This is a genomic window from Owenweeksia hongkongensis DSM 17368, from assembly GCF_000236705.1.
GTDB lineage: Bacteria > Bacteroidota > Bacteroidia > Flavobacteriales > Schleiferiaceae > Owenweeksia > Owenweeksia hongkongensis.
Window position 1 is genome coordinate 3671694 of the sequence record NC_016599.1, and the last position, 13796, is coordinate 3685489.

The window sequence follows — 13796 nt, forward strand, 5'->3', positions numbered from 1 at the left end:
TCAAAAGTGAGTAGTTTTTCAAACCTGCAAGATTAATGTAAAAATAGTTTGGCATCAAATTAAGTTTCTGAATTTTAAAGCCCCCGCTTGTTCCGAAGAACTCCGCGGGGGCTCATCACTCCAACCAACTCATCTTACTTGTTGTTATCAGTGAGCGATATATTTAAAAAATATGAGGTGATAAAGCCCTCGCTTCGCCTAAGCTAGTCAAGGGCTTTTCACTCCAACCAAAATCATTGTCTATGGATTCCACAGGTATAAATCTTTAAAATTTGAATCAACATTATCCATCAGCATAAAACAGTTATCAGCTGATTTTTTTCCTTTTCCTTTTTTGCCTCCACCACACAGCCCAAAACCGCTAAAGTTGTAGGCAATACCGATTTCATGAGTTCCAAAAGTGTTGTGCGGTCCGAGCTTAGAAATAGTAATATCATAGCTGTAGCCGAGTGTGAGGCCGCCAAAACTTACCAGCCCTTGAAGGATAACTGCATCTACATTTCGGTCAACGAGTAGAAAATTTTGCCTACGAAATCCCATGCTTACTTTTCCCCAGTGCTGCACATCTTTGGCCATCATGAAGGTGTTGGTGCGTAAGTTTTGCTGATTGTCAGAAATCATTCCCACACTAAGAAAGTTGGGTTTATTGGTAAACTTTTTGGTTTGTAGATATGTGAAAAAATGAAAGGTGTAGCGCGGTGGTAAGCGGTTATCGCTATCGTAAAAAGTTTCTACAGGTTTGTTGAGGTGAAAGATGGCTCCACCAAATGAAACGTAAGACCCCTTCCTGTTTATTTCGGCTTGCATGCGTAAGCCAGCACTAAGGTCAAATATGGTGTTTGAAGCTTCTGAATAACCATGAGCAGCGGATGGTTGTCCCGAAAAACCTTGGTAAGCGCTATACTGATCACTAAAAGTAAGTTTGTCCCAATCCAAAGTTTTTTGACCAACACCTAGGGAAATACCTCCTGACATAATGTATTTCTGTCTGCGCAGCTTGCGTCCAAACATTCTTCCCAATTTACCGGGAAGGTTTACTGACATTTGTACTGCTGCATTTTGAGAGTGTAAATAACCTTCACCCTCTACGTGATCATAGCCGGTAAGGGCGAGTCCAAATCTACCAGCCCCACAGCCAATGTTTGCATTAAAAGTGTTGGTGCTAAACTTTCCGGGAATATTGTTCCATTGCATCCTTGAGTTTACTCCAAGGCTTAAATCCCCAGAATAACCTGCATAGGCTGGGTTTAGGTAATTTTTGTTGAGGTTAAATTGCGAAAACACTGGATCCTGCGCCTGCATCAGCATGGCACAACAAAGCAGTATTAGCGTAAGCCAAGCTCTAGCGTATGAGTGTAACTGTACCATAGTTTTTACGTTTCTTTCCGTACGAATGTCCTTCCCAAATAGTACCATCGGTAAACACCGCGTCTATTTTCCACACGTAAGCCCCAAGGGGTAATTCAGTGCCGGTTTCCATGTGTTTTCCGTCCCATGGTTCATTCGGTATTCCGCTTTCATCAAGCGAGGTCGATTCAAAAATTATATTACCCCACTCATCAAAAATGTAGAGGTGATAGGTTTTCATACTATGGCCAGCTGGCAAGAAATACTGAGCGGCACCGGCTCCAGCCAAATCGGGGGCAAAAGCGTTTGGTGTAAAGAGGTCATAGCCGGTAAGTTTTATAGGCGTACAAATAGTATCTCCACAGCCTTCGGCATTTGCTGTTTTTAGGCAAACTTCAAATTCATAATCGTTGCCTAATAGGTTTACGTTGTATCTGTGCTCTGGCTCAAATTCGGTACTTGTGTTGCCATCACCAAAATCCCATTCAAAGGTGGTACTGCCGTTTATGAACTTTGTCTGATTTTTAAACTTGTAGGTTTTAGCATCTATTTTTTGAGCATCAAAGCCAGCATAAGGTGTGGCTAATACATCAATATAATTGTTGAGTAAAATTGTGTCGATACATCCGCCATCATTTTCTACCAAAAGGCTTACAGCGTAATTTCCGGGTACGGTGTAAGTGTGAGTTACATTTGGTGTACCGCTCGCAGTAGTGCCGTCACCAAAGTCCCAAACCCAATCTACAATACCACCTTGGGCAAAGTTGTAAACTGTGGTGTCGGTGAAATCCACGGTAAGCGGAGCACAACCTTCAAAGTTGTTTCCTCTAAAACCAGCTTTTGGGAATGGACGAATTATAACGTCTTTGGTCATCGTGTCCGAGCAACCGTTGGTATTGGTGGCGATTAGCATCACTGTGTATACACCTTCTTGCTGGAAGATAAATCCAGGATTGGTTAGGGTGCTGGTATTCTGTCCTCGGTTTCCATTGTAGTCAAAATCCCAATAGTAGCCAGCTGCATTGGTAGATAGGTTGGTGAAGCCAAAACTTTGGGGAGCACCGCATGCTTTACCAAATGATCGGCCTGGCTCAAAATCGGCTGTAGCTGTAGGGAATACATTTACCACTTGAGTGCTACTGTCAATACACCCGTACGAAGAACCATGAATTAATGTTACAGTGTACATACCTGGGTTGGCGTAGGTATGAATTGGGTTAGCGCTTACAGAAGTGTTTCCATCACCGAATTTCCACAGTGTGCTGATGATTTGGCCATGAGCCACACTTGATGAATCAAAGAAGGTGATAGGTTGCTCATTCAGACATTCGTTGGTACCAGAGAATTTCACTTCTGGTTTTGCATAAATGGTTACCGTTTTACAAACCGAATCCATACATCCCCCGGCAGTCATTACCACCATGCAGGCCGTAAAGGTTCCGGATGAGGTGTATTGATGTACTGGATTTTGAAGGAAAGAGGTGTGTCCATCGCCAAAATCCCAAACATAGCCGCTGATGCCAGAGCTGTTTGTAGTGCTCTGGTCAGTAAAGAATACAGTGCCATCTTCACAAGCGGGAGTAGTGTGCACAAAAGCTGCAGTAGGTGAGGGGTAAACTGTAATAATCTTGAAAGCTGTATCGAGGCTACACCCGTCATTTACAAACTGAGCTACCACATAAGTTCCCGGAGTGTTATACGTGTAAACGATAGAGTCGCCAAGAGCTGTAGGTTGATTACAAGTTCCGGTGGCGGTGTCGTAATCCAAACACCATGAGGTGTTGATTCCTCCGTATGAGGCATCTTTTAGGGTAACCGTAAGCGGTGCACAACCTTGAGCAGGACTTGCATTGATGAAAGCCTGAGCATTAGTTGGGTAAACCAAAATATCAGCAGTTACAGTGCTGTCACCGCACTTATTTACTGTAGTAAGTTTTACGGTATACGTGGTGTCTTGCACATTTGGATTACGGAAAGTATGACTTGGTTGACCCCACACCCAAACGGTGTCGCCAACTGTGTTTATTTGGTAAAACTGATAAAGCGTATCCACATTTCCATCGCCATAATCTATAATTAAATACTCCGGCTGACCGCTCACTGGGCCATCCAATTGGAAGTTCACGGTTAGAGGATTACAACCTTGAGTAACCGAAGGAATCATACTCGCAATTGGGATAGAAGTAAGCACCAAGGAATCGGTATGTGTATAGCTTCCGCAGCAATTGCTCACGGTATAGCTGATATAATAGGTAGTGTCAGCGGTAAACTTTGGCAGGAATGTAGGCAGCGTTCCCGGGTTTACTTGGTAACTGGTGAAAATTGTGGTTTTGGCACCAGAAGGATTTTTGGTATAAACTTCCCAGTAATGGGTGTCAATATTTCCAAAACTGCTATCGGTAACCGTGGTAGTAACGGGGCCGCAACCTGTAGCACTATCAATTGTAAAATAGGCAACAGGAATTTCATTCACTTCTACCGTGCGCAATATCGTGTCGGTACATCCATATTGAGAAGTTACTATCAGGCGGATTGGATAATTGCCGATAGCTGTAAAAGTGTGCAGCGGATTTTGAGTGGTGTACTCAATGGTCCCATCGGCATCAATATCCCAGCTCCAGGCGGTGATGCTTCCTCCTAAAGTGGCGATAGTGGAAGAGTCTTGAAGTGTAAAGCTTTGATCTTTACAAAGGGTATCATTTCCACAAGCCGAGTTGGCTACAAAGTTGGCTACCGGACGTGGGTAAATAGTTACAGTATCAATCTGACCAGCAACGCATCCATGAACGTTGGTAGCGCTCATATTTACAATGTAAACTCCAGGGTTTGCATAGCGGTGGCTTGGGCTTTCAGTTGAATCTGTTTGTCCATCGCCAAAATCCCAGCTCCAATTAATGATTGTATCAATGCTTTGTGTGGTATTGGTAAAGTATGTGGTGTCGCCTTTACAATTTGGAGCCACATTAAAACTGGGAACCATTTGCGCAAAAACCGTAATGTATTGTGTAACGGTATCCGTACACCCAAGGCCGGTGGTGGCAATCATTTGTACTTTATAAGTACTATCAGCTGTGGTGCTGGTATTGGTAAAAGTGTACGTTGGATTTTGAATACTTGAAACCAATTGACCATCAACCAACCATGACCAAGTGTTGAATCCGGGAACGGTATCGGTAAAGTTCACGGTAAGTGGGCTACAGCCGTCATAAGCACTGGCTACAAAACCCGGAAGACTATTTCCTAAAGCAAAAAGTAGAGTTTCTACGGTATCAATTTTACAACCGTAAGGACTGTAAGCCACGGTGCGCAAAATGATAGAATCTCCCGGCAAGGCTAGTGCGTAGTTTATGGAATCGCTATTGCTGAATGACTGAACAACCAGACCAGTGTTTACATCTACAAAATCCCAAGTGTAACCGCTGTTGGCCGCTCCATGATGAGTGTGAGTAATAACCGTGGTGTCAATTTCAAATGGAGCACAATCAGATGCGGTGGTCAAAGTGTAGCTTACGATAGGATCTGGGTGCACCGTAATACTATCCGAAATGGTGTCGCTACATCCCCAAGCATTGGTGGCAATAAGCTGTACAAAGTAAGTTGAGTCCTGAAGACCAATATTATTATAAACAACGGTCGGAACAGAATCCGTTGAAGTTTGTCCGTTTCCAAAATCCCAGAAGAAACTCATGTCCGCTCTGGTCATGCCTGCTTGGTTTGGCGATGAGGTGTTGGCAAAACTTACCGTAAATGGTCCACAAGAATCATTGTTGCTTGGTGTAAAACCAGCCATTGGTTTTGGATAAACCGTATAATATTTTGTGATAGAATCAACACAACCATTGGTATCGGTCAAAGCCAAATGAATGGTGTATTGCACGGAGTCATTTGTGCTCAATGGCAAGTCAAACTGAGGAGTGGAAGTATTCAATCCGGTAGCCATTACAGAAGGAGTAATGCTCCAATTGTAATTGATATTGTTACCAGAAGAAAGATCAGTTGGACTCAATATTTCTGGCGAGCAGGCATTTGCCGGAAGGCTAAAATCAGCCACTGGGCGAGCAAAAATGGTTACATCATTTGCGATTGTATCCGAACATCCATCAGCAGTGTAGGTAATCAAAGTGATGGTGTACGTACTGTCAAACCCGCTTTGATTATCAGGAAAACCAAAAGAAGGATTAAGCGCAGCAGTATCTGAAACCCAAACAGCTGAAGAGCTAATTGTCCAGCTGTAGCTCAATGGTGCTTTCCCGGTTGAAGCATTTGTGGCAACTAAAGTATCGCCTGGACAACTATTAGCAGCAATGCTGAAATCAGCAATTGGTTTTGGATAAATAGTTACTCTCTGTTCTACAGAATCTTTACAACCGGTACCTGCTTCTACCACCACTTTTATGCTGATGATGCTATCCTGAGTAATACTATTATTCACAAAATTGAAAACAGGATTATTGCCACTGGCATAGAAAAGCCCATTCACATACCAAGACTTGTTAGCTCCGGTAGAGGAAGAATCCAATACGCTAACCGTAACTGGTGAACAAGCTTGAGCCGGAACAGGAGTGAACTTAGCAACCGGATTTTCTATGGTATAAAAAACTTGGGTCGCAGTATCGGTTTTGCAACCAAAAGGACTCACTGCAGTAAGCTCCAAAATAACGGTGTCGGCAGGAGCGGTGATGATGTGAGAAACATTGTTCAGTCCGCTAAAAGTGCTGATTACGTTTCCTTGTGTATCTAATATTCTCCAGTTATACTGGCTGTTTGCTGAGCTGTAGCTGATGGCATTCACCACCGAGCTATCAATTACAAATGGCGCACACGAAACCGTAGAGCTGAAGTTGATATCAGCCACCGGATCTGGGTGGATGGTGATGCTATCCGAAATAGTATCGCTACATCCAAAGGCATTTGTTACCGTAAGGGTAATGTAATAAGTGGTGTCCGTGTTTCCGGCATTGGTGTACGCTGTCGTGGGAATAGAATCAGTGCTGGTTTGGCCATTTCCTAAATCCCAAGTGAAAGTCATAGTGCCTGGACCCATTCCACTTTGGTTGGTTAAAGAAGTGTTGCTGAAGTTGGCATTGTAAGGACTACAAGTATCAGCGGTTGAAAGCGTAAATCCTGCCGTTGGCTTCGGGTAAACTGTATAATATTTTGTGATAGAATCAACACAACCATTGGTGTCGGTCAAGGCCAAGTGAATAGTGTATTGCACGGAATCGTTCGTGCTCAATGGCAACTCAAACTGCGGAGTGGAAGTATTCAGTCCGGTAGCTATTACAGAAGGAGTAATGGTCCAATTGTAATTGATATTGTTGCCAGAAGAAAGATCAGTTGGACTCAATATTTCAGGAGAGCAGGCATTTGCCGGAAGGCTAAAATCAGCCACAGGGCGAGCAAAAATGGTTACATCATTTGTTGTGGTGTCAGAGCATCCATCAGCGGTGTAGGTAATCAAAGTGATGGTGTACGTGCTGTCAAACCCACTTTGGTTATCTGGGAAACCAAAAGAAGGATTAAGCGCAGCAGTATCCGAAACCCAAACAGCCGAAGAGCTAATTGTCCAGATGTATCTCAATGGTGCTCTCCCGGTTGAAGCATTGGTGGCAACTAAAGTATCGCCCGGGCAACTGTTTGCTGCAATGCTAAAATCAGCAATTGGTTTTGGATAAATAGTTACTTGATGTTCTACTGAATCTTTACAACCAGTACCTGCTTCTACTACCACTTTTATGGTAATGATGCTATCCTGAATAATGCTATTATTCACAAAATTGAAAACAGGATTATTGCCACTGGCAAAGAACTGCCCATTCACATACCAAGACTTATTGGCGCCAACCGAGGAGGAATCTAAAACAGTAACGGTAGCAGGGGAGCATGCTTGAGCCGGAACAGGAATGAACTTGGCAACCGGGTTTTCTATAGTATAGAAAAGCTTGGTTGCGGTATCTGTGCTACATCCAAATGGGCTCACAGCGGTTAATTCCAAAATTACCGTATCAGCAGCAGCTGTAATAGTGTGGTTCACGGCATTTATTCCGCTAAAAGTGCTAATTACATTTCCTTTGGTATCAAGTACTCTCCAGTTATATTGGCTGTTTGCTGAGCTATAACTCACGGCATTCACCACAGTGCTATCAATTACAAATGGCGCACACGAAACCGTAGAGTTGAAATTGATATCCGCCACCGGATCCGGATGAATGGTGATGCTATCTTCATAAAGGTCATCGCAGCCAAAGGCATTTACCACGTATAATGAAATGTAGTAGGTGGTGTCTTTGGTTCCGTTATTAGAGTAGGTGGTGCTTGGAATAGAGTCCGTGCTTCCTTGACCATTTCCAAAATTCCAGTAAAAGTTCATGCTGCTTCTATCCATTCCCGCTTGGTTTGGTGTAGAAGTATTGGTGAACTTAATAGCATGTGGTCCGCAGGTATCAGCTACTGTCATAGTAAAGCCAGATGTAGAAACCGGGTGTACAGTGTATTTATGACTGATGGTGTCAGTACATCCATTGGCATCGGTCAAGCTTAAGCTAATGGTGTATTGTACCGAATCATTGGTGGTGATCGGTAAGTTGAAGCTAGGTGAAGCTGTAGCTAAATTGCTTCCGGGTACACTTGGAGAAATACTCCACGAGTAGGAAACATTATTTCCTGTAGAGCTGTCAGTAGGGTTTAATGTAAACGGTGCACAGGCGGCTGCCGGCAAATTGAAATTAGCCACTGGGCGGGCAAAAATCGTTACGTTTTGCGTGGTGGTATCCGTGCATCCATCTTCGCTGGTGCTAATTAAAGTGATGGTGTAAACTGAGTCAGTTCCGCTTTGGTTATCCGGGAAACCGAAAGAGGGTGTACTGTCAGATGGATTTGAAACCCAAACGGCTGATGAGTTTACCGACCAGCTGTAGCTTAAAGTTCCTTTGCCAATAGTATTGTTGGTGGCGGTCAAGGTATCAGCAGGACAACTATTTGCAGCAATGCTAAAGTTAGCCAATGGTCTTGGGTGAATGGTTACATATTCTGTAGCTGAATCTATACACCCAGTACCGGACATGATTACCAACTTTATTTCAGCAATAGAATCCTGAGTGTGGCTATTATTCACCAAAGTGAGACTTGGGCTTATAGCTTGACTAAACAAGTTTCCATTTATAAACCAATCATGTAAAACTCCAGTAGTTGATGAGTCAGACATTGTGATGGTAAGAGGACTACAGCCACTATCAGGCAACAAAGCAAAGTTTGCTGTTGGGTTTTGGATGGTGTAGAACATCGCGTCAAGCGTGTCATTCAAACACCCATAAGGACTGGTGGTAATCAACCTTAGGTTTACCGAATCACCATCTGTTGCAAGAATATAGCTCAGGCTATAAAGTCCGGTATCTGTTTTTAAGAGATTGCCGCTCATATCGGTAACTATCCAGATGTAGTTGAGGTTGGCATTGGGCGAACTCACAGCTGTTACTGCAGAAGTATCAATTGAAAATGGAGCACAGCCAGCCCAGTATTTTGCAGAGATTCCGGCAAATGGATCTGGGTGAACGGTGATGGTGTCGATTAGTACATCGGTACATCCAAATTGATTGGTTACCGTAAGTGTAACTACATAATTGGTATCGTTTACGCCATTATTCAAAAAGGTAACAACAGGTAGTGAATCGTTTGAAGTTTGTCCGTTTCCAAAATCCCAGTCAATGCTAAGGTCTTTCAAAAACTGGCTGCTAATATTGGAAGTTGACCAGTTGTGAAAATTAACCACCATCGGTCCACAACTATCATTTACTGAAGTAGTGTAATCAGCTGTTGGAAGGGGATAAACCGTATAAGTTTTGGAAGTAGTATTAATACAACCGTTATCATCAGAAATATAAAGATCGATGGTATAAACTGCAGAATCAGTTGCTACTGCTGGAAAGTTGAAAGTAGGGTTTGCACTGTTTGCTCCGGTAATGGTTACGCTTGGGCTTACCGTCCAGTTGTAGTTCAGTCCACTTCCTAAAGAAGCGTTGATTGGGTTAATACCGATAGGAGCACAGGCATTTGCCGGAAGGCCAAAATCAGCAACGGGGCGAGAGTAAATAATGATGTTTTGCTGAATGGTGTCGGTACATCTATCAATTGAAGTTACAATAAGGCCGATGGTGTAAACCGAGTCAATTCCACTTTGATTATCAGGGAAACCAAAGTAAGGCGCAGCAATGGTATCATTGGAAATGCTCACATTTCCCGGTGCATACCACTCATATTTTGCAGTTCCTTTAAATACGCTTCCGCTGGAAATTTGCACGCTATCATTGGCGCAAATACTAGCTGGTGTGTTAATTACGGCTTGTGGATTTGGGTAAACCGTCACCGTTTTTTGAATAGAATCTTTACAACCTGTACCAGCAGTGATAATCAGTTTTATGGTTACAATTCTGTCGGTAGTGTTTGAATTATTTATCAAGCTAAAAAATGGGGCTGCTTGATTTGAAGTGAGCACACCATCTACATACCAAAAGTGGGAAACACCAACTGTAGAAGAATCATAAACCTGAGTTTCTAAAATAGAACATCCGGCAAATTGGCTTAAGCTAAAGTTGGCCTCAGGAATAGAAATCACGGTGATTTCAAGACTGTCGAGGTAAGCACAACCACCTGCGTCTATATAATTGTAATATAATTTGTGTGTACCTAGTCCGGCAGCGATTGGGTCAAAGTTTCCTGCACTTACTCCTGGTCCGTTCCATACTCCACCATTGTGGCTTTGGCTGGTAAGCGGGTACAAAATGCTATCATGGCACAGTGTGAAATCAGGGCCAGCGTCCAAATCAATTAGAGGTGTAACATTTATAATTACCTGATCGGTAGCGGTACATCCTTTGGCATCGGTAATGGTTACTGTATAAGCTACAGTAGAATCTAATGGTGTGCGAAATGGACTTTGCAGGGTGCTATCGTTTAACCCAATATTGGGCGACCAGGCATAAGTATAAGGAGCAGTTCCTCCTGTAGGAGTGGCCGAAAGAAATGCGGTGTCGGTATAACAAATAGTTTGGTCTGGCCCAGCGTTTACTGAAAGGGGAGGTGTTACTGTAATTTCAAAATCGGTAGTGTCCGAACAACCAGCTGAATCAGTAACAATTACTGAAACAGTGGTGGTCGTGGTAATTCCCGTAAGGGAAAGAGAATCAGTGGTTCCTTGTACACCGGCTGATCCTGAAGTAAACCACTCCCAGCTATAAGGTGTATTTCCACCTTGCACAGTAGCTCTTACTCCAAAATCACTATTGTAGCAAATTAGTGTGTCGGGGATGAGATCTAATGTTGGTATTTCCCAAAAGGAAAGCTCCATCGTGTCGGTATCTGTCCCACATCGGTTCGTAATTGTGTATACCAATTGATAGGTTCCGTAAGCAGTAAAGTCTATTTCTGGAAACTCAGAGCTTACGTTGGTTCCATTTATAAATGTCCAACCGGTATTTGGGTAAATGTCCCATTGATGCGAGAGCAGCGGGGCAAGGCTATCATATTTTGTAGGTGCAAATAGTGGATTGGAAATATCGATGGTTTGGAGTCCACAAAAATCCTGTTCGGGCTCCATAACTAATGATGGAGCGTTGCCCACATTTATTATTCTGGAAAATGATGCCGAGCCGCACATATTATTGGCGGTAACGGTGATGGAGTAGTTTCCCGCTTCATAAAAGTAAGCTTCAAATATGGAGTCAGTGGGAGAGGAAAGTAGGGTGTGCCCAGTGGCTGGCGAGATGTCCCATTGCAAATCGGAGGTGTCGCATAAGCTAATGAGGTGATTCAAATAATGCCCTTTGACCGTATCGGGGACGCAGAGGGTATCTGCTATAAGCTCAAAATCAGGATCAGGAATAGAATCTACACAAATCACCATTTCCATAGTGTCTACCTCGCATCCTGCCTGGTTTCCCACATATTGTTTTACGGTATAATACCCTTTGCGCTGAAAAAGCACTTCCAATTGTTCAGAACCCGGAATCCAGTTTCCTGGGTAGGGATCATTAAAGGTTGCTCCCAAATTACCATTTTGAAGAGTGAAGGTGGAAGGTGAGATTTCCCAAACTAAAAGTACGTTGGTGTCGCAGCCTGTCAGTGCATTTTGGCTACCCCAAGATGCATCATTAATAAGGGCAACATTTCCAATACAAATTCTTTCTGGAGCTTCAAAAGCAGCAGTGGGAGGATCAGAAATATAAATAGGCTCAACCGTAGCAGCAGAGTGTGGCTGACATGGGGTTTGGGCCGTGATTTTTACCATAAAGGCATCATTAAAACTCACACTTTGATAGCCGCAACTGGGCTCAAAAAATGTGTGTCCGATACTATCTGGTGGCGGGTGATTATAATACTGGGGTGGCGAACCATCGTTTACTTCTACTACATAAATAGTTCCCGGAGGATTGGACTGGTAGCCTGTTACCGGAAACCAAAAGGTAATTCCTGTACTGTCGCGAGGTAAGCACTTAATATTGTTTCCCTGAGTACTCAATCCTACACTGGGGTTAGAACCATAAAACACCAATACCGTATCATGACTAGGGCAGCCATTGGCACCAAAAAGAGTAAGAACAACTTCGTATTGCCCAATATTTGGGAAAGCGTGAGCCATGGCTGGTGAAGGAAAGGTAGTTCCGGTTTGAACAGCACTGCCATCGCCAAAATCTATAGAGTAGGATGTGTAGGTAGATGAATTAGTGGTGGTGTAAAAGTTAAAAGTTGAATTAGCAGGAACACAGCGAGAGTAGGTGAGCTTGCCATCAAAAACGATGGGCGATCCTTGGGCGGCCAGATTAGTGGTGGGTGTACCCATTACAACAAAATCTTGGGTGGCCGAATCAAGGCAACTACCATTTTGGTAATAATAGGTTATAGTATGAGTTCCGGTTTCTGCTGCGGCAGGGTCAAATGAATTACCCGATATTCCGGAGCCAGTGAAATAGCCGCCACCAGGAAAAGCTCCATCTATTATATAAGGAGCATCGCTATCACAAAATAAAGTATCGGAGGGTGATAGCGCCACTGCGGTTGGGCTTCCCACTATCACTGTAATTTGACGGCCATCTAAATTAGGGTCTGAGGGCGAATTTATGGTAGCAGTGTATGTGCCAGCGCTAGAGTAAGTTATGCTGTGCGAACCAGCTCCACTTGCCGTTGCCGGGCTACCACCGCTAAATGTCCATGAATAAGAACCACTGCCATTGCTCACCGAAAAGGCGGCAACATTATCTGTGGGGTGGCAAAGTAGCACAGTGTCATTATTAGCAGCAGGGCTTATAACTAATGAAGATTGACCAAAGCTTACTGCGCAGAGTAAAATTTGAATACTGGTTAAAAAGAGCTTTCCCAGGTAGATTTGTGGTTTAGTATCTCTCATGGTTTCTCGGTGAGTTTTGGTTCTTTTTTATGAACCAATCAAACTTTTATAAGCAAAAGCTTCATTTTTTTGGTTGGAGAGAAGATGAGTGAAAGTAGGGGAGTGAGTAATTTCATGACATAGAATTTTAACGATTTCTAATACGGTCAAATTTAACTGAAACAAGACATGGAATCCTAATAATTAGGTAGTTACAATGTTGTTTGTAAGCATATTCTTTCAATAGTTACAAAGTGGTATTATGCAGATGGATTTGGTAGTGAACCTGTAGTACTATAATTTTTTCAACATAATTTTTTTGAAAAAAAGATGTTGAAGCTTGATTTTATTCTTGATAAGTGAATTCCCCAAATTGTGGAATTTGTGGAAAATCTACATCTCTAACTATGTCAATATCACTTAAAAACCTTAGGTGTGTTTCTAACTTTGTATGTATTGTATTTACTAGTCCGAAAAGCGGTGTTTTCGACCTATTTTTTCCTATTTGTGACTTTTTTCTACAATTTCCGCATCATGGGGTCAAATCCCTTGTGAAATAGGGCTTTGGCAACTTTTTTATATTTTTTTTAAACTTTTTTGTTGATAAAATGTAATAACGCATTTTTCATTGTCTATAAAGGTTTCTTTTGGGGTGTTTGCAGAAAAAGTTATAATGTAACTCAATGTTCGTTTTTGTGATTTTTGTGTTTTAATAGTTTGGTTGTCAATCTTTTATATATTTGACGCGTCACAAAAACTCAAAATTCACTCATTTATGAAACGTTACTCCACACTTCTTTTATTGGCTTGTTGGTTGGTATTGCTATATGTAGTTAGCACCATTACTTTTGCGACCCTTGAATCGGTAAAATCTGATTCGCCAAAATCGCTCACATCTCAAAACTCACAGATATTACATAAGCCGGGTGGCAATTTTTAATTGCTAGCATGTAATCCTTTTTTGGAAAATTGATTTGAAAACTCATTTCCAAGTTTGTGAATTGCATATACCTGTCCTGCTAGATGTTGGTTAAAACTTTCGACACATAATGAAACATTAAAAAGATACTTA

At 42.6% G+C, this 13796-nt stretch carries 2 protein-coding genes; both read right to left on the bottom strand.

Annotated features, from left to right (window positions below; all coding sequences use genetic code 11):
- Positions 1-240: 240 nt before the first annotated feature.
- Complete coding sequence (locus OWEHO_RS16235) at positions 241-1368, bottom strand: PorP/SprF family type IX secretion system membrane protein (protein WP_014203587.1); 1128 nt, start codon at positions 1366-1368, stop codon at positions 241-243.
- Positions 1343-12745, bottom strand: coding sequence for a PKD domain-containing protein (locus OWEHO_RS16240; RefSeq protein ID WP_014203588.1), 11403 nt, complete (start codon positions 12743-12745; stop codon positions 1343-1345). The genes OWEHO_RS16235 and OWEHO_RS16240 overlap by 26 nt, the downstream gene beginning before the upstream one ends.
- Positions 12746-13796: the final 1051 nt, after the last annotated feature.